Annotated in this window: 14 protein-coding genes; 13 read left to right on the forward strand and 1 reads right to left on the reverse strand. The window is 40.1% G+C overall.

Features of this window, described 5'->3' with window-relative positions; all coding sequences use genetic code 11:
- Positions 1–263: transposase (locus tag QME45_06780; protein MDI6618368.1), on the reverse strand; the 263-nt coding region annotated here is incomplete at its 3' end.
- Positions 264–566: 303 nt separating this feature from the next.
- On the opposite strand from QME45_06780, the gene QME45_06785 reads away from it, so the two are divergent.
- The 13 genes from QME45_06785 to groL all read left to right on the forward strand — a co-directional run bounded on the left by QME45_06785 (position 567) and on the right by groL (position 18442).
- The gene (locus QME45_06785) at positions 567–1586 is read left to right on the forward strand and encodes an efflux RND transporter periplasmic adaptor subunit (GenBank protein MDI6618369.1); all 1020 of its coding nucleotides are present in this window, start codon (positions 567–569) and stop codon (positions 1584–1586) included.
- A gap of 15 nt (positions 1587–1601) precedes the next feature.
- Positions 1602–4442 carry an FtsX-like permease family protein gene (locus QME45_06790; protein MDI6618370.1) on the forward strand — a complete coding sequence of 947 codons (2841 nt, stop codon included), beginning with the start codon at positions 1602–1604 and terminating at the stop codon, positions 4440–4442.
- A gap of 1 nt (position 4443) precedes the next feature.
- The gene (locus QME45_06795; GenBank protein ID MDI6618371.1) at positions 4444–5121 is read left to right on the forward strand and encodes an ABC transporter ATP-binding protein; all 678 of its coding nucleotides are present in this window, start codon (positions 4444–4446) and stop codon (positions 5119–5121) included.
- Complete coding sequence (locus tag QME45_06800) at positions 5114–6040, forward strand: ATP-binding cassette domain-containing protein (GenBank protein MDI6618372.1); 927 nt, start codon at positions 5114–5116, stop codon at positions 6038–6040. Before QME45_06795 ends, QME45_06800 begins: the two co-directional genes overlap by 8 nt.
- A 225-nt stretch (positions 6041–6265) precedes the next feature.
- Positions 6266–7771, forward strand: coding sequence for a carboxypeptidase M32 (locus QME45_06805; GenBank protein ID MDI6618373.1), 1506 nt, complete (start codon positions 6266–6268; stop codon positions 7769–7771).
- Between the two features lie 127 nt (positions 7772–7898).
- The gene (locus QME45_06810; GenBank protein ID MDI6618374.1) at positions 7899–10364 is read left to right on the forward strand and encodes a hypothetical protein; all 2466 of its coding nucleotides are present in this window, start codon (positions 7899–7901) and stop codon (positions 10362–10364) included.
- A gap of 231 nt (positions 10365–10595) precedes the next feature.
- On the forward strand, positions 10596–12305 hold the full coding sequence (locus QME45_06815; GenBank protein MDI6618375.1) for a homocysteine S-methyltransferase family protein: 1710 nt from the start codon (positions 10596–10598) through the stop codon (positions 12303–12305).
- Between the two features lie 46 nt (positions 12306–12351).
- Positions 12352–12645 (forward strand): hypothetical protein, encoded by a 294-nt coding sequence (locus tag QME45_06820; GenBank protein MDI6618376.1) that lies wholly within the window; start codon positions 12352–12354, stop codon positions 12643–12645.
- Positions 12646–12809: 164 nt separating this feature from the next.
- Positions 12810–13778, forward strand: a complete 969-nt coding sequence (locus QME45_06825) for a MoxR family ATPase (GenBank protein ID MDI6618377.1) — start codon at positions 12810–12812, stop codon at positions 13776–13778.
- Between the two features lie 4 nt (positions 13779–13782).
- Entirely contained in the window at positions 13783–14907 is a 1125-nt protein-coding gene (locus QME45_06830) for a DUF58 domain-containing protein (GenBank protein MDI6618378.1), read from the forward strand.
- Positions 14904–16220: a hypothetical protein gene (locus tag QME45_06835; protein ID MDI6618379.1), complete on the forward strand. Its 1317-nt coding sequence runs from the start codon at positions 14904–14906 to the stop codon at positions 16218–16220. Before QME45_06830 ends, QME45_06835 begins: the two co-directional genes overlap by 4 nt.
- Positions 16221–16513: 293 nt before the next feature.
- Positions 16514–16798 carry a co-chaperone GroES gene (locus QME45_06840; GenBank protein MDI6618380.1) on the forward strand — a complete coding sequence of 95 codons (285 nt, stop codon included), beginning with the start codon at positions 16514–16516 and terminating at the stop codon, positions 16796–16798.
- 18 nt (positions 16799–16816) lie between these two features.
- Entirely contained in the window at positions 16817–18442 is a 1626-nt protein-coding gene (gene groL / locus QME45_06845) for a chaperonin GroEL (protein MDI6618381.1), read from the forward strand.
- Positions 18443–18562: the final 120 nt, after the last annotated feature.

Raw genomic sequence — 18562 nt, forward strand, 5'->3', positions numbered from 1 at the left:
TTAAAATACATGGCATATGAGAAATTCACACTGTGCATTATAGTCGATATGTCGGCGCCATTGACGTCTATAATAAAATGTGCATGGTTATCCATCAGGCAGTAACCGTAAACCTTGAACTGATATAGCTTCTGATACTTCCTCATGAGAGAAAGATATTTCACCTTATCGTCGTCATCCTTGAAAAGATCTACCTCGGTGATACTTCTGCACATTACATGGAATATGGCATGGTCGGACTTTTGTCTTGGCAGTCTTGGCATAAAAAACACCTCAATCCAAATATATTTTATCTGTATTATTGCCAAAAGATTGAGATGTATTCTTCTGCTTAACCGTCCCCCAAGCGCAGTCATCAGTTTGTTTGTTTTGCTTAACCGTCCCTCAGCTTCTGGAAAATGCAAGAATTATTTGCTATAATATAAAAGATATAGCTTGTTTTACTTTTCCGAATTCAAAGTAATATAAAACGATTAACTATTTTCTGATAATTTAGGATGCAAAGTAATTTAAAGCACAAAGAAATATTTGAAGAGCTTATCAATAATTTATCTGGAGGCTTAAAAATGAAGGACAATAGGCATATCAAATTTAGTAATCGGATTATTTGTTTATTAATGTTACTGCTGTTTGCATTTTCATTTTCAGGTTGTTACTTTTTCCCGAAGGAGGAAAAGGTTCTTGCACCTCCTTTAATAGAACCCCCGAAGATTACTTATGATACTATCGATGTAAAAAAGGGAACCATTGAAAAGAAAGTGACAGGTACTGCTAATTTTGAGTCATCGGATCAGAAAGATGTTTTTTTTGCTTTCAAAGGCGGAAATTTGAAAAACATATATGTGAAATTGGGGGATAAGGTTAAAAAAGGACAGTTGATCGCAGAGCTTGATACCGGCCACATGGAAAGCCAGATAAAGATCGCAGAGCTGGATCTTAAGTTTAAGCAGTTAGATTATGATAGTGAAAAATCCAAGGGTACAACGGGTACTGACCTTGAGAAGAAAGATATAGAGGTGCAGAAAGCGAAGATAAACCTTGACGATCTAAAACAGGAATATAATAAATCCAAACTGGTGGCGCCGATTTCAGGACAGGTTGTATTTATAGACAAGATAAGCACAGGGGATTATATAAATGCTTTCAAGCCTATACTTAAGATTGCGGACCCCGGTAAGCTTCAGCTGCAGTATCAGACCGACAATACAAGTGATTTTCAGCTTGGAATGGCCGTCGATATAAAATTCAAGGACAAGATGTACAAGGGCAAAGTCGTTATGACTCCGGCCAACATGCCGTATGGAGCCGATGAGAGTTTAAAAAAGACGATAATTATCAGCCTGAACTCTGTTCCGTCCGGTACAGAAATAGGCGATAGCGCGGATATTAATGTAACGTTGCAGAAAAAGGAAAATGTCATAGTACTTCCGAGAAACGTGATAAACACATTTGCTTCGAGAAATTATGTTCAGATACTGGATAAGAATATACCGGTTGAGAGAGATGTGGAGCTTGGAATGCAGACTCCCACAGAGGTTGAGATAGTAAAGGGTTTAAATGAAGGGGAAAAGGTCATACAGCGTTAAAAGGGGGAGACAGTCTTGCTATACAGGTTACTTCAAAAAATGCTGAACAATAAGTGGATGGTTTCGTGTCTGCTTATAGGTACGATACTGGCTGTTGCAATGGTTAGCAGTGTGCCGATTTATACGAACGGCGTGCTTCAGAGAATGCTTATTAAAGATCTAGAGAATTTTCAGGTGGATTCAAATATTTTTCCCGGTTCATTCAGTTTGAAAGCGGAATATTATGGAGTACCTAAGGAAAAGGGTATAAGGAACTTTGACGATGTCACCAGGGAATTTGATAATGAGATATGTAAGAATATGGCACTTCCCGTGCAGCAAAAATATAATTTGTATACATATGATTTTCTAAGTATAGCAGCGGATCCTTCAACAGGGCATAAAAAAGATGTCGCTGTAAAAATAGATGCCCCTATGGACTTTAAGAATCACATCAACATCATAAGCGGAAGTGCTTTTTCAAAAAGCAAATCAAATGGAACGATAGATGTGATGGTATCCGAAGAGGCCCTTCAAAAACTGGATGTTCTGGTTGGCAAGGTATATACGATCAAGGATATAGTCGATGAAAAAAGGCCGACGTTTAAGGTAAGAATTGCAGGAGTGTATACATTAAAAGATAAAAGGGACTTATACTGGGATCAGGGGCTTTCCAAATATTCTGAAAGCCTGATGATGGACTATGATTTGTTTAAAAATGATTTCTTAAAGAGCGATCTTGGAGGAATAACAAGCGGTGAATGGTATTATGCTTTCGATTATCATAAGATATCTATAGACAAGCTCAAGGGCCTATTGAGTTTTGTGGATTCCGAAAGCAAATGGCTTAAGTCATATACGGGTTCAGACCTTAAGATACCCGCACTTTCCATTTTGAAACAATATGATGAAAGGGCAAAGCTTCTGAAACTTACGCTGTGGATATTGCAGGTCCCTATACTTCTCATGCTGGTTTTCTTTATGTTCATGGTATCGCAGCTTTTAATAAGGAGAGAGGAAGGCGAGATCGCGGTACAAAAAAGCAGGGGGGCGAGCGGCTGGCAGATATTTTACGGATATACGGCCGAAGGAGCAATACTGGCGGTGGTATCCCTTGTCATAGGGCCGCTTACTGGGCTTCTGATATGTAAAATGCTTGGAGCGGCAAATGGTTTCATGGAGTTTGTGCAGAGGAGTTCCCTTCCCGTCAAACTTAATTTAAATTCATATATATTTTCTATATATGCTCTGATTTTATTCATGATCACGATGCTTATTCCTGTAATACCTGCGTCGAGGACATCCATCGTACTTCATAAACAGCAAGGCGCAAGGAAAAATAAAAAACCTATTTGGAAAAAATACTTTTTTGATATTATACTTCTCGGGATTTCCTGCTATGGGTTATATACATACAACTTAAGGCAGGGAATATTAAAAGTAACCGGTGCCAAATCTGGCGATATACCGATTGATCCCCTTTTGTTTTTAATATCCGCATTTTTCATACTTGGGGCCGGATTATTATTTTTGAGGATTTTCCCTTATATCGTAAGGCTTATATTTTACATCGGGCGAAAGATATGGCCTCCTGCCTTGTATACATCGCTTATAAGCGTGGGAAGGTCCGGCGGCAAGGATCAGTTTCTCATGTTGTTTTTGATATTTACCATATCCCTTGGAGTGTTTGATGCAAATGCTGCAAGGACTATGAACAACAATACTGAAGAAAAGGTTAAATATGCCTGTGGCGCTGATATTACAATGCAGGAAAAATGGGAATCAAATAAGGATGACGAGTCTCCATCGTATGGGCAGGGCCAAGGTGGCAGTGACGCATCCGGCAGCAAAGGGCCTGTGATATATAAAGAGCCGCCTTTTTCGAGGTATACGAAACTAAGCTCCCTTGAATCGGTAACAAAAGTATTTAAAAAAGAAGATGCCATTTTCCAATGTGAAAGCAAAATAGACAATGGAACACTCATGGCGATTATACCAAATGAGTTCGGTAAAATCGCCTGGTTTCGGAATGATTTGCTTCCATATCACTGGTTTAATTATTTAAATCTGCTTAGCAGAGATCCGAGGGCTCTTTTAGTATCGAGTTCATTTAAGAAAAAATATAAATCGAAGGTTGGTGATCCCATTTATATATCCTGGGAAAACAATCAAAGCATAGAGGGTATAATATTCGGGTTTATCGATTACTGGCCTTCATATAATCCATATAGCGGCAATGATGATACATCCGAGAACAACATCGTTGTGGCAAATCTTTCGCTGATACAGGCATTGAGCCCCATTGAGCCTTATGAAGTATGGGCTAAGAAAAAACCTGGTGTTTCAAGCGAACAGCTATATGATGAGATTAAGAAGAACGATATAAATATTACTTATCTAAAGGATGCAAGCCAACAGATCATAATGAAGAAGAACGATCCCATGCTTCAGGGCACGAATGGCGCTTTGACCCTCGGCTTTATTGTTACGATGATAATAAGCGTTATAGGATTTTTGATATACTGGATCATGTCTATCAAGGACAGGACATTGCAGTTTGGAATCTTGCGGGCAATGGGAGTATCATTTAAAGAAATAGTCGAAATGCTCCTCGGAGAGCAGGTGCTGATATCGGGTTCCGCCATAATCATGGGTATTGTGGTGGGCGGTATTACAAGTAATCTGTTCGTACCGCTTTTGCAGATGGCATACAGCTCCAAAGAACAGGTGCCTCCCTTCAGGGTTGTAGCATCCGGTGCCGATTATATAAAGCTTTATATTATTATAGCTTTGATGATGCTTACGGGTATTATAATACTTGCAAGGATGATAGCGAAGATAAACATAAGTCAGGCTTTAAAACTGGGGGAGGATTAAAATGTCTGCTATTATTAGTACGGAAAATGTATGGAGGAATTTTAAATCCGGTGATGAAATAATACATGCCTTAAAAAAAGTGAGTATTGATATAGAATCAGGTAAGCTTACTATATTGAAGGGGCGTTCGGGGTCAGGCAAGACTACTCTTATCAATATACTCGGTGCGATAGATCTTCCGGATGAAGGGGACGTAACGTTTGATGGAAATAAGATAGATGAAATGACAGGGGAAGAGAGGGATATGTTGAGAAGAAAGGAAATGGGTTTCGTATTTCAATCCGGAGGGCTTTTATCCAATATGTCAGCGTATGAAAATGTTGAGCTGGGTTTGAGGATAGCAGGCTTTGAACCGAATGGAAGAAAGAAAAGGGCCGAGGAGTGTTTAAGTCTTGTAGGGCTTGCCAAGAGGATGAACCACCGGCCGGGTGAATTATCCGGCGGAGAGCAGCAAAGGGTAGCCATTGCCCGGGCAATAGCCCATAAGCCGAAGGTGATATTCGCTGATGAGCCCACGGCGGCGCTGGATACACAGATGGGGCTTCAGGTGGTCAAGACATTTAAAGACCTTGTTCAGAAAGAAGGACTCACAGTTGTTATGTCGACGCATGATCCGAGCATGATGGAGGTTGCCGATTGCGTATATACCTTGCAGGATGGTGAGATTGTAAATGAGTGATGATGAGAAAAAATATATAATAGAATGTGAAAACCTTGTAAAGATATATAAGACTTCCGAAACAGAAGTTGTGGCGCTGCAGGGGTTGGACCTGACAGTCGAGTATGGTGAGCTCATGGCGATAATAGGCAACAGCGGAAGCGGAAAGTCCACGCTTTTAAATATGATAGGAGGCCTTGACAGGCCTTCGGCGGGAAAACTTTATGTGGATGGCAAGGATTTATTTAAATTCAATGAAAGGCAAATGATAGAGTATAAGAGGAATACAGTTGGTTTTGTATGGCAGAATAATGCAAGAAATCTTATACCTTATCTTACCGCCCTTCAAAATGTGGAACTTGTTTTAAGTCTGGCAGGCGAGAAAAATAAAAGGGAAAGGGCAAATGAGCTTTTAGACATGGTGGACCTGCCCGATAGAAAAAACAGCAAGCTTGCACAGCTTTCAGGCGGCGAACAGCAAAGGGTGGCTATTGCCATCGCCATTGCAAACAGGCCGAAGATACTTTTGGCAGATGAACCTACGGGTTCTGTCGATACAAAGACGGCGGGGCAGATACTCGATCTTTTCAGGCAATTGAATAGGGACATAAAAGTCACCATCGTTATAGTGACACATGACAGACAGCTTTCACGAAAGGTTGACAGGGTGGTTGCCATAAGAGACGGCAGGACATCGAGCGAATTCATACGTAAAAAGTCCTATGCGGAGGAACTTGCCGAGATTGAAAACGGCATAGAGGCAAAGGAAGATGAAGAGACCCACGAAGAGCTGGCAGTTGTCGACAGGGTCGGAAGGCTCCAAATACCCAGGGAGTATTTAGAGGCCTTGGGAATAAAGGGGAGCAGCAAGCTGAAGGTTGAGCTTGAGGGAGATAGAGTTGTACTCATTCCGCCCCAGAATAAGAATAATAAAAATTGAATCTGAAAATAGGGGTGCATATTTATATTCTGCGAATAATATATACACCTTCTTCAATTCGCAATTTGAAATCAGGCCTTAGAGCTTACAAAACTTGAATCCGCCGAACGGGTGTTCAATATAACATAAGCTCAAATTACGAATCGAAGATATACCTCGGGAATAGTGTTCAAAGCGGCACAAGCTAAAATTACGAACTAATCGATTGAATAGGGAGGCTACATAATGAAAGAAGATTTTAAAGCAAGATTGGATGAGTTTAAGGAATACCTTAAAAATATAGAGTATCTGCAAAGCGCTTCAAGCGTTCTTTATTGGGACATGCGAGTCGGAATCCCCAAAAAGGCCATACCCTACAGAGGGGAAGTCTTAAGTTACCTTTCAGGCGAAGAGTATAAGCTTGAGACTTCTTTGAAGATGAAAGAATTCATTGATTACTTTGAATCCTGCAGGGATCTCGATGATATTACGAAAGCCATGGTCCGAAATGCTAAAAAAAACTATGAGAGGACTATGAAGATACCTGAAAAAAGATATAAGGAATATACCATAGAACAGGCTGCTTCAGAAGCGGCATGGGAAGATGCAAAGGCGAAATCGGATTATTCGATTTTCAAACCCCATTTAAAAAAGATGATAGATTTCAATAAGGAATTTATTGGTTACTGGGGTTATAGGAATTCAAAATATGATACACTGCTGGATTTTTATGAACCTGGCATAACCGTAGGAAAGCTTGATAAAACATTCGGTGAACTTAAAAGAGCTATAGTAAGCTTGCTGGACAGAATACAAAAAAGCGGCGTAAAACCTGACTGCGGCATGTTCCATAAAAAGTTTACTAAGGGAAGGCAGGAGAGCTTCAGCAAATATGTCATGGCGAAGATGGGTTTCGACTTTGACGAAGGAAGGGTGGATGAAAGCGTTCATCCATTTACAATCAATTTTGACAATAGAGATGTCAGAATAACCACCCATTATTATGAAAATGAATTCAGAAGTGCGCTTTTTAGCTGTATACATGAAGGCGGGCACGCTATTTATGAGCAAGACATACCGGATAGCCTGAAGGGAACTATGCTTGCTTGCGGAGCGTCCATGGGGCTGCACGAGTCACAATCGAGATTTTATGAAAACATTATAGGAAGAAGCAGGGCGTTTTGGACGTACTTTTATCCGGAGGTTAAAAGGAGGTTCCCTGAGTTCAAGGATGTGACGCTTGATGAATTTTATAAGGGAATCAATGCTGTTTCGCCATCGCTGGTCAGGACAGAAGCCGATGAACTTACATACAGCCTTCATATCATAATAAGGTATGAAATAGAAAAGAAGATATTCGATGATGAAGTTGATGTAGATGAGCTGCCATCCGTCTGGAATAAAAAGTATAAGGAATATATGGGTATTGAGCCTGAAAACGATGACGAGGGGATACTTCAGGATATGCATTGGTCCGGAGGAAGCTTTGGATATTTTCCAAGTTATGCTCTCGGGAACCTTTACGGCGCGCAATTTTTGAGCAAGATGGAAAAGGATATACCGGATCTTTATAAAGAGATAGAACGGGGCAACTTGGACATTGTGCATCAATGGCTTAAAGAGAACATACATAAATACGGCTCGGTATACAAGCCTGCCGAACTTTTGAAAAAGGCAACCGGTGAGGAACTTACCGCAAAATATTTTATCGATTACCTTAACAAAAAATATAGCGAAATATATAATCTATAATAGTCTATATTGAATTTTTATGAAAAGAGGGCGCATATAAATTATTTAAAGGATATTATTGGGAAGAGCTTTGAAGCTTGGCAATCGGGATAATATAAAGCATGAGTATGCTTAAGGAGGGTGTCTGATGGAAGAGAAATTAAATCTGAATGGCAAATGGCAGTTTAAAGAAAAGGATGCGGATGAATGGGAAAACGGATGCGTTCCGGGTTCTGTTCAGCAGGATCTTGTTAAGCTCGGGAAAATGCCTGATCCATATTACAGGATGAATGAGGCTGAGTTCAGTAAATTAGAGGGAAAGGAATGGATATACAAAAGGGAGTTCAATTTTAATAAAAATGGCGGCTATGACAGCGCAAAACTGGTGTTTGAGGGAATCGATACCATAGCCGAAATATATTTCAATGGAAAATATATCGGTAAAGCTCAGGATATGTTCGTTCCAAAAGTATTCGATGTAACTGATGCCATAAAAGAGGGCAAAAATACGATAGAAGTATATTTTGAATCGATAGTAAAACATATTGGTGCTCTACAAAAAGACAGCCCTTCGAATTTAACGAGCAGCATGGAGATCGGAAGGCCGTATATCAGAAAGGCGCAATACTCGTTCGGCTGGGATTGGGGACCGAGGATCCTGCAGGTTGGGCTCTGGAGGGACGTATATATATCGCTGGCAAAGGATGCAGAAATAGAAAATCCATATGTTTATACAAAAGAGATAAGGGATAATAAGGCATATATAAATGTAAGCGCGGATGTGGACTTATACAAGGATATAAATGTTGAATCGAAGATTACCGTTTCCTACGGCAATAAAATCCGTGCGGTAAAAACTGCGGATGTGGATAAAGGGAAAATCGATACATCTATAGAAATAGATAATCCTGACCTGTGGTATCCGAACGGTTACGGCATGCAGCCTATATACAGCGTCGATATCGAGCTGTACAGCGAGGATAAACTCATCGATAAAAGGAATGTTAAAACAGGAATACGAGACGTAAAGCTCATACGCAAGAAGGATACAGAAGGCGAGAGCTTCATATTTGAAATAAACGGAATAAAAATATTTGCAAAGGGCGCCGATTGGATACCTGCAGACAATCTGCTGCCAAGGCTTACAAGAGATGATTACTATAAGTACATAAAGCTTGCAAAAGAGGCAAATATGAATATGCTGAGGATTTGGGGAGGCGGCATATATGAAGACGACGCATTTTATGAAGCCTGCGATGAAATGGGCATCATGGTATGGCAGGATTTTATGTATGCATGCGCCCAGTATCCCGATGAATATAAATGGTTCCGTGATATCGTCTATGATGAATCGGAAAAGGTTGTGCTGAGCCTGAGAAACCATCCGTCGATAGTTTTGTGGTGTGGCAATAACGAAAACAACTGGGGCTTTTATTCATGGTGGGGTCTTAACGATCCTGAATATCTCGGCAATTTTATATATAAGGAAATACTTCCTGAGATTTGTTCAAAATATGATCCTTCGAGGCCTTACTGGGTGTCGAGCCCTTATGGAGGAGTCGACCCCAACAGCGAGGCAGAAGGCGACAGGCATCAGTGGGTCGTATGGTCAAATTGGGCCGACTACGGGCATTATCAAAACGATAAGGGCAGGTTTATAAGCGAATTCGGATTTCAATCGATGCCTGACTATAAAACCATATTATCCTGTACGGCACCTGAAGACAGGTATATTTTAAGCCCTGTAACGATATCGCATAACAAGATGGTTGAAGGGACGGAAAGACTTATAAGGTTTATGGTGGGCAGGGTTGGCTTCCCGAAGGATTTTAAAAGCTTCGTATATCTGACGCAGTTTAATCAGGCGGAAGCTATCAAATTTGGCGTTGAGCACTGGAGATCAAGAAAATTCATGACCGCGGGGACTCTTTACTGGCAGCTTAACGATTGCTGGCCTGTTGCCAGTTGGTCTTGCCTGGACTATTATAAACGGAAAAAGGCGCTCTATTATTATTCAAAACATTTTTATTCGGATGTCATGCCTTATATCAAAAGTGAAAACGGCGGCATAACTGTTTCAGGTATCAGCGATTTGCTGGAGAATACCGATGCAACCGTAAAAATAAAGGCTTATAAGTTGAATGGCGAAAAGACGTTTGAGAAAGATATAAGCACCACCTTGATTGCAAACGATGTAACAAAAATCAGTTTCATCAATGATTCAGATTTTGCAGATGGCTATGTATCAAGGACCGTTCCGGTAAGCAGAGACGGATTTACTTATCCTGAATATAAAAACGGAAATATGCTAGATACGGTCGTTTATGTTGATATGGTTGTGAAGGGCAGGCATTATGAGAATTATTTGGTGTTCGATAGGTTCAGAAATCTGAATTTATCAAAACCCGATATAAAATATTCCTATGAAGGGAATACATTGAAATTGCAGTCCGATATACCTGCATTTGGCGTATTCATCGAGACGGAAAATGAAACCGATCTGTCGGATAACTGCATAAACATGATGCCGGGCAAGGAATACAAAATTGTATTTACTGAGGATCCAGGCAAATTAAACATCTTTGATATAACAGAGCTTACAGCGAAAATATGATTGAAAATAAAAAGGATGGGATCCCATCCTTTTTTATTTTAAGCTTGTAACTTGGCAAATGAGTGCTCAAAATAACACAAACTCATATTACGAATCGAAGATATCCTTTAGAAAAGCTTGTACGGTAAATGGATATTTGTTATACTTATTCAAACATGATGCATTGGGATTAATAATAAAAATGCAAAATGATCTGCTGCGGCAATTTTTTTTAAGAGGGGTGAAAATATTATGGATTTTAAAGAGAAACTGGGGAATTCGTTTATACTATTTGACGGTGCCATGGGCACGATGATTCAGAATGCGGGGTTGGAAGTCGGGGAGATGCCTGAGGTATATAATATTATTCACCCCGAAATTGTAAAAGGCATACATGAAAGTTACATAAAAGCAGGAGCCGATGTTATAACCACCAACACATTCGGTGTCAGTTCGTCCAGACTTTTACAATCGGGATATACAGTGGAGGAGATTATATGGAAGGCAGTCGGTATTGCAAAAGCAGCGGGCTCGGGATTGGTTGCCCTTGATATCGGGCCGACAGGAAGGCTCATGGAGCCTTTTGGCGATCTTTCATTTGATATGGCATATGATATTTTCAAAAGGCAGGTGGAGGTTGGAGTCAAAGCCGGCGTCGACCTTATACTGATAGAAACATTATCGGATGTCTATGAAGCCAAGGCAGCAGTGCTTGCCGCTAAAGAGAACAGCTCCATTCCGGTGCTCTGCACCATGACATTCCAGAAAAGCGGAAGGACTATAATGGGTACGGACCCGCTGACTGCAGTAAATATACTTGAAGGTCTGGGAATCGATGCCATAGGGGCGAACTGTTCCATCGGCCCGGCAGAGACCATGCCAATTATAGCTGAAATGCTTGAGTATTCTTCGATACCTGTAATGGTACAACCTAATGCAGGGCTTCCGAGGGTGTGCAAAGGAAAAAATATTTATGATATAAAACCTCTTGAATTTGCAAAAGATATAAAAGAGATGGCGAAGATGGGAGCGTGTATTTTTGGAGGATGCTGCGGCACAAATCCGGATTTTATCAAGGAAATACATGATGCCTTGGTCCAATTATCCCCTGTAGCGGCCGTCGGCAAGAATATTACGGCAGCATCTTCATCTTCGAGAACTGTTATACTGGGCGATGAATTTAAAGTTATAGGTGAGAATATAAATCCTACGGGCAAGGCAAAGTTAACGCATGCATTGAAAAACGATGATATGGAATACATAGCATCTCTTGCGTCAAAGCAAGAGGAGGCGGGAGCAGACATGCTCGACATAAATACCGGAATCCCGGATATAGATGAAAAGGATATAATGATAAAAGTTATAAGGGAGATACAGACTGCGGTTAAACTTCCTATAATGATAGACAGTATAAGTACGGATGTATTAGAAGCGGCAGCCCGGCAATACGACGGAAAGCCTGTTATAAATTCTGTAAGCGGCAAAGAAATGGTTATGGAAAGAATATTTCCCATAGCGAAAAAGTATGGCGCATGTATCATAGGCCTTACCCTAGATGAAAAAGGCATACCCAAAACTGCTGAAGAAAGGGTAAATATAGCAGGAAAAATAATTGAGAAGGCGCATATCTTTGGGATAAAGGATAAAGATATTATCATAGATTGTCTGGTCTTAACCGCATCTGCACAGCAGGAAAGCGCTATGGAGGCTATTAAGGCCGTTAAGATGGTAAAAGATAAATACAAAGTTGCGACAGTGCTCGGAGTCAGCAATATATCCTATGGACTTCCTGAAAGGAAGGTATTAAACAGGACATATCTTGCGATGGCACTGGCGATGGGGCTTGACTCTGCAATCGTAAACCCGATGGATGAGGGGATAATGGATACCGTGAAAGCCTTTAAAGTAATCGCAAACCAGGATAAGAATGCTGCGGATTATATTAAAAACTGCAAGAAATAGATAATGGCGGTTATTTGTAAATTGAAATTAATGAGGAGATGTTAATTTGGGCATCAGATATGAAAGAAGATATGCCGACATACTTACGGATTTAATGGAGGGAATAAGAGGCGTAGATGGTTTTTATACCCTCTTTGAGATGGATGAGGATATGTGGAATGGCATGGAGGAGAATTACCGCAATGAATGTTTGAGGACCATGTCCGACGATGTCTTTTATGCCCTTGGAGGAAATAAAACATTGAGCATAGGAAATGGCGTTATACAATACGACAAGGATAAAAGCATTATAAAAATATATAACGGCAATAACTGCGTCTACATAGTAAATTTGCTATAAATTTTTCGTGAATTTTGATTCTGCCTTGAACAAGTTTACAGAATAACATAAGCTCATATTGCGAATTGAAGATATAAATTATTATAACTTTTCTTATGTAAATGGTATAATTGATTTATGAAAATTTACAATTTTGAGTTTTAGAGGTGGGGGGAAGTTATTATATGGAATTATCAGAGATAAAGGGAATATCGGATAGGATCAGGAAAAATATTCAAAAAGTCATAATAGGGAAATCCGGCATAATAGACGTTTTGATATGTGCTGTTATAGCAGGAGGGCATGTACTTTTGGAGGATGTGCCAGGGACGGGCAAGACAGTTCTTGCAAAAGCCCTTTCGAAATCCATAGGTGCTGATTTTAAAAGAGTGCAGTTTACTCCGGATCTGCTTCCTTCCGACCTTACGGGAATAAATTACTATAATCAGAAAATGGGACAGTTTACGTTCAAGAAGGGACCTCTCTTTACGAATATTCTTTTGGCTGATGAAATAAACAGGGCGACTCCGAGGACTCAGTCAAGCCTTCTAGAATGCATGGAGGAAAAGCAGATAAGCGTCGATGGCATTACATATAAATTAGACGAGCCTTTTTTTGTAATCGCAACTCAAAATCCCATTGAAATTGCAGGGACGTTTCCCTTGCCGGAAGCTCAGCTTGACAGATTCCTTGTAAGGCTTAACATGGGATATCCTGATTTTAAGGAAAATAAAGAGATAATAGAGCGCTTCATCGCGGCAAATCCCCTGGAGGATCTTAAAAGCGTATGCAGCAGTGAGGAAATCAATAACGCAAAGTTGATATTCAACAAAGTTTATATAAGCGATGAAGTACAGGAATACATAATAAAAATAACGGAGAAAACCCTCGACAATAATTACGTCAGGCTGGGCATAAGCCCAAGAGGCATGCTTGCCCTTGTCAAAATGTGTCAGGCATATGCTGCCATAAAGGGCAGTGATTTTGTAACTCCAGATGATGTCAAAAGCATGGCCGTCCATGTATTTAACCATAGGCTTATCTTAAAGGACAGCGCCCGTGTAAGAGGAGTGGCTCCCAGGGAAGTAATCACGGACATATTAAATGAAGTACCTGTTCCAATTGAAGAATGGGATAAGCATTCTGCAAGGTGAAAAAATGTTTATAATAATTTTGCTTGTACTGATAATAGGATTTTATCTCTTCCAAACGGAGATATATAGCAGAAAGTGCTTTGATAATGTCTTCCTGAAGGTTGCGTTTAAGGATACAGGCGTCTTTGAAAATGATCATACGGAGCTTATTGAGACAGTGGGAAACAAAAAATGGCTGATACTTTGGTATCTTATAGTCGAATTCAAAACATCGAAAAATTTATTATTCAAGGGGAATTCCAGCGTGGACGTTTCCGTAAGCGATGCGAGTTATAAAAAAGACCTGTTTTCCCTCTCGTCATACCAAATGGTAAAAAGACGTTTCGATATAGTAGCGTCCAGAAGGGGTTACTATACGATAAAAAAGGCGGATTTGATGACCGGCGACTTATTTGGCAAGTACAGGTTCCTTATGGATCTACCGGTATCTGCCAGCCTGTATGTATACCCGAGACTCGTATCGGATACGGAGCTTTCAGTCCCTTTTAGAAGGATGATGGGGGAAATACTGTCCAAAGAGAGGCTGATGGAAGATCCTTTTCTTATAAGGGACATAAGGGATTATATGGAATATGATAGCTTGAAGACGATTAACTGGAATGCTTCCGCAAAATCCGGTGAACTCAAAGTAAACGAGTATGATTACACGTCGTCAAAAGAAGTAAAGATACTCCTGAATATAGAGAAGTTCAATGAGTGGGATGGCGACGGCACCATAGAAGAGGGCATAAGGATAGCAGCCACCATTGCGGCAGAATGTATAAAGACCGGTATTCCGGTACAGCTTGATTCAAATGCCGGAAGTTTATTGTCAAATGGCAGGATAACGGTAGAAAAGTCCGGAAGCCCTGACTATACTATTTCGTTTTACAGGCAGTTAGCATGTATCGATACAAAAAATGTGCTGGAGCCATTTGCCGAGACGTTAAAGGAGGAGTCCCTCCGGTTGGATAAGCAGCCTTTATATGTGCTGATATCACAATATTTCGGGAAAGATTTGCAGGATGAAGTCGAAAGCTTCAGGCAGGAGGGTTTTAATTTATACTGGATAGTGCCTAAATATCCAGATACAAAGCTTAAAGTGGATGATGAGAGCGATATGTTCGTATGGGAAGTGACTGAGAAATGAAAGATGACCGGGTTTTAAACATAAGGGTGCAGAGCGTTGCGGATAGCTGGATGAATTTGCACAGCAGCAAATCCATGCTTTATGATGTCCTTGAAACATTTATGGATTTTCTTATGGTTTATCCCTTATTTGCGATTGTGCTGTATGCCATTATAAAGGACGATTCATACATTTTCCAGGGTTATGCCGCCATAGCGGGCGTAATGGTCATGGTGCTTTTAAGAAGGTTCGTGCACAATAACCTGCTTCATTATCTATCATATCTTCCAATACTTGCAGCAGCATATTATTTTGGCGGTCCGACGGCTGAGAAATGTTTTATTTTGCCGCTGCTCTTTACAATGATGTGCGTGTCAATCGCAAAGAGAAACAGGAAGTTCGTTACATTTAGAAAGCTCAGCTATATGATAGCTCCTTCTGTTATTTTTATGATTCTGTATATAATATCTGTCGCAAATAATTTTTATTCTTTGCAGTATTTGATCATAATTCATTTTGCACTTTTCACAGGCATTTGTATTATTTATATACACATATCTAGAACTAAAACGCTTATGAAATGGGAAAGGACGACATCGAAAGAAGACAAAAGGAAGATAAACGGCGTAAGCTTGAAATTCATTGCCGTATTCTCAATGTTCCTTGCCATAGTATTCATTCTGTTCTATATGGAAAATTTTTTTATGCAGGCTGATAAAAGTATACTCATGTATATAGGAAGCTTATTTTCAGCGTCCCCGAAGCCAAGACAGCCGGAAAAGATTATAAGTGAAGCCCCTCAGAAAGATATTGGCATTCCGGATGCCTTGAAAAACATAAAGGGGGGTAATTCGGCAGTGGGAGCCGTAATTGCCATGATATTGAAAATGATATTCGGCGGACTTATGATCGCCGCAGCTCTGGCACTTGTCATATTTTTAGGCAGGGCTTTATATAAAAAGATACGGGAATTGGTATTCGGAAAGGTTGAATATGCGGAGGAAAAAGAGTCGCTTTTTAAAATAGACGATGTAGTGGAAAATATAAAAGAGAAAATATCATCAGTTAAAAGGCAGTATAAATCACTCGTCGATAATTCAAACAATAAAAAGATCAGAAGGATATATTATAAACTTGTAAAGTCGAATAAAAAAAGCGATACCAAAATAGAACCTTCCGATACTGCAACAGTCATTGAAAATAAGATATTGAAGGATTCCAAGAGGGATATAGATGAAGCGACGGCCATTTACCAAAAGGCAAGGTACGGCAAGCTTGAATGTACCAAAGGCGAATTGAATGCAATCAAGAATTTTAAACCCAAGGAATTATAAGCGGAACTTGAATCTGGCAGTGTGATATATATTATTCGAAGAATAATATGGAAAGAGCAATTAGCGGAAAGGCTTTAGAGTCTGTTAACGCATCTTGATGGCAGTATACAAATAGTACAAATTGAATTAGGATTATAAGTTAAAAAAATTATCATATACCTATTGACAATAAAGGATAGATTAACTAAAATTTATATTGTTAGCACTCATAGGTAAAGAGTGCTAACAAAAAATAATCTTCACCCCTCGGGGGTTTATATATTTATAAATAATATGTAAGGAGATGTTATACAATGCATGTTAAACCATTAGGAAGCAGAGTGCTTCTAAAAGAAATTGAAACTGAGGAAACAACCAAAAGCGGTATAGTGCTTCCTTCGTCCGCCAAGGAAAAGCCGTTTATGGCAGAGGTTATTGAGGTCGGACCAGGAGAAGTAAAAGACGGGAAAGAGATCAGGATGGAAGTTAAAAAGGGTGACAAGGTACTTTACAGCAAGTACAGCGGCACCGAAGTAAAATTAGATGAAGAAAAATATCTTATCGTAAAGCAGGAAGATATTCTTGCAATCGTCGATTAATTTAAGGAGGGAAAAGACATGGCTGCAAAAATTATAAAATATGATGAAGAAGCAAGAAAGTCAATGGAAAAAGGAGTTGATCTCCTTGCAAATACAGTCAAGATAACATTGGGACCTAAGGGAAGAAATGTTGTACTTGATAAAAAATTCGGTTCGCCGATGATTACAAACGACGGTGTTACAATTGCTAAGGAAATAGAACTTGAGGATCCTTTTGAAAATATGGGCGCACAGCTTGTAAAGGAAGTCGCAAGCAAAACGAACGATGTTGCTGGAGACGGAACTACAACTGCTACACTTCTTGCACAGTCCATAATTAAAGAGGGTTTAAGAAATGTTGCATCAGGTGCAAACCCGATGGTACTTAAAAAAGGTATAGAAAAGGCCGTAAATAAAGCTGTAGAAGTATTAAAACAAAACAGCGAGAAAATAAAGGGCAAGAGCGATATGACTTTCGTTGCGACTATTTCATCGAGCGATGAAGAAGTTGGAAAGCTTATTGCCGATGCCATGGAGAAAGTTACAAGTAACGGCGTCATAACGATTGAAGAATCCAAGACATCCGAAACGAGTATAGATATAGTTGAAGGAATGCAGTTTGACAGAGGTTATGTATCACCATACATGGTAACTGACAATGATAAGATGGAAGCAGTACTCGAAGATCCATATATACTTATTACCGATAAGAAGATAAGCAATATTCAGGATTTGCTTCCTGTCCTCGAGTTAATCGTAAAGGACGGTTCAAAATTGCTTATTATCGCTGAAGACGTTGAAGGAGAGGCCCTTGCTACATTAATAGTCAATAAATTGAGGGGAACTCTTCAGTGTGTTGCAGTAAAGGCACCTGGATTTGGCGACAGGAGAAAGGAAATGCTCCGCGATATAGCGATACTTACAGGGGGAGAAGTCATATCCGATGAAACAGGCATGAGCCTCAAGGATGCAAAGCTTGATTGGCTTGGCAGGGCTAAATCGGTTAAGGTTCAGAAGGAAAATACCATAATCGTCGATGGAGCTGGCAATTCAAAGGATATTAAAGACAGGATAGAATCTATAAAGAGGCAGATAGAAGCTACAACATCAAGCTATGATAAGGAGAAACTCAATGAAAGGCTTGCAAAGTTATCAGGCGGTGTTGGAGTTGTAAAAGTCGGAGCTGCAACGGAGACTGAGATGAAAGAAAAGAAGTTGAGAGTCGAAGATGCACTTAATGCTACAAGGGCAGCCGTTGAAGAAGGTATAGTTGCAGGCGGCGGAGTCGCATATATTAATGCGATACCGGAAGTTCAAAAATTAGCAGACACGCTGACAGGCGACGAAAAAACCGGAGCTGTCATGATCGTCAAAGCGCTTGAAGATCCTTTAAGGCAGATTGCGGAAAATGCCGGAATAGACGGTTCAATTGTAGTCGACAAAGTAAAGAACAGTCCTAAGGGGACTGGATACGATGCTGCAAAGGGACAATATGTCAACATGGTTCAGTCAGGCATAATCGATCCTACCAAGGTTACAAGGTCGGCTCTCCAAAATGCTGCATCAGTTGCAGCCATGTTCCTGACAACAGAAGGCAGTGTTGCAGAGAAGCCGGAGAAGAAAGCTCCAGCACCTGCGGCACCAAATCCTGAGATGGGATATTAAAATTAAGACTCTGCAGTCAATACTGAGTCAAAAAAGCGTACAGCAAAAAACTGTACGCTTTTTTTCTTGACAATCTCGGGACATAGTATTAATATGATATTAACACAATGGTAATAAGAC

Source organism: Clostridiales bacterium (assembly GCA_030016385.1).
GTDB lineage: Bacteria > Bacillota > Clostridia > Clostridiales > Oxobacteraceae > JASEJN01.

What these genes read in the sequence shown, in the direction of transcription:
- QME45_06785 (MDI6618369.1), top strand. Translation starts at nt 567, where the DNA reads ATGAAGGACAATAGGCATATCAAATTTAGTAATCGGATTATTTGTTTA.
- QME45_06795 (MDI6618371.1), top strand. Translation starts at nt 4,444, where the DNA reads ATGTCTGCTATTATTAGTACGGAAAATGTATGGAGGAATTTTAAATCC.
- QME45_06800 (MDI6618372.1), top strand. Translation starts at nt 5,114, where the DNA reads ATGAGTGATGATGAGAAAAAATATATAATAGAATGTGAAAACCTTGTA.
- QME45_06805 (MDI6618373.1), top strand. Translation starts at nt 6,266, where the DNA reads ATGAAAGAAGATTTTAAAGCAAGATTGGATGAGTTTAAGGAATACCTT.
- QME45_06810 (MDI6618374.1), top strand. Translation starts at nt 7,899, where the DNA reads ATGGAAGAGAAATTAAATCTGAATGGCAAATGGCAGTTTAAAGAAAAG.
- QME45_06815 (MDI6618375.1), top strand. Translation starts at nt 10,596, where the DNA reads ATGGATTTTAAAGAGAAACTGGGGAATTCGTTTATACTATTTGACGGT.
- QME45_06825 (MDI6618377.1), top strand. Translation starts at nt 12,810, where the DNA reads ATGGAATTATCAGAGATAAAGGGAATATCGGATAGGATCAGGAAAAAT.
- QME45_06830 (MDI6618378.1), top strand. Translation starts at nt 13,783, where the DNA reads ATGTTTATAATAATTTTGCTTGTACTGATAATAGGATTTTATCTCTTC.
- QME45_06835 (MDI6618379.1), top strand. Translation starts at nt 14,904, where the DNA reads ATGAAAGATGACCGGGTTTTAAACATAAGGGTGCAGAGCGTTGCGGAT.
- QME45_06840 (MDI6618380.1), top strand. Translation starts at nt 16,514, where the DNA reads ATGCATGTTAAACCATTAGGAAGCAGAGTGCTTCTAAAAGAAATTGAA.
- groL (MDI6618381.1), top strand. Translation starts at nt 16,817, where the DNA reads ATGGCTGCAAAAATTATAAAATATGATGAAGAAGCAAGAAAGTCAATG.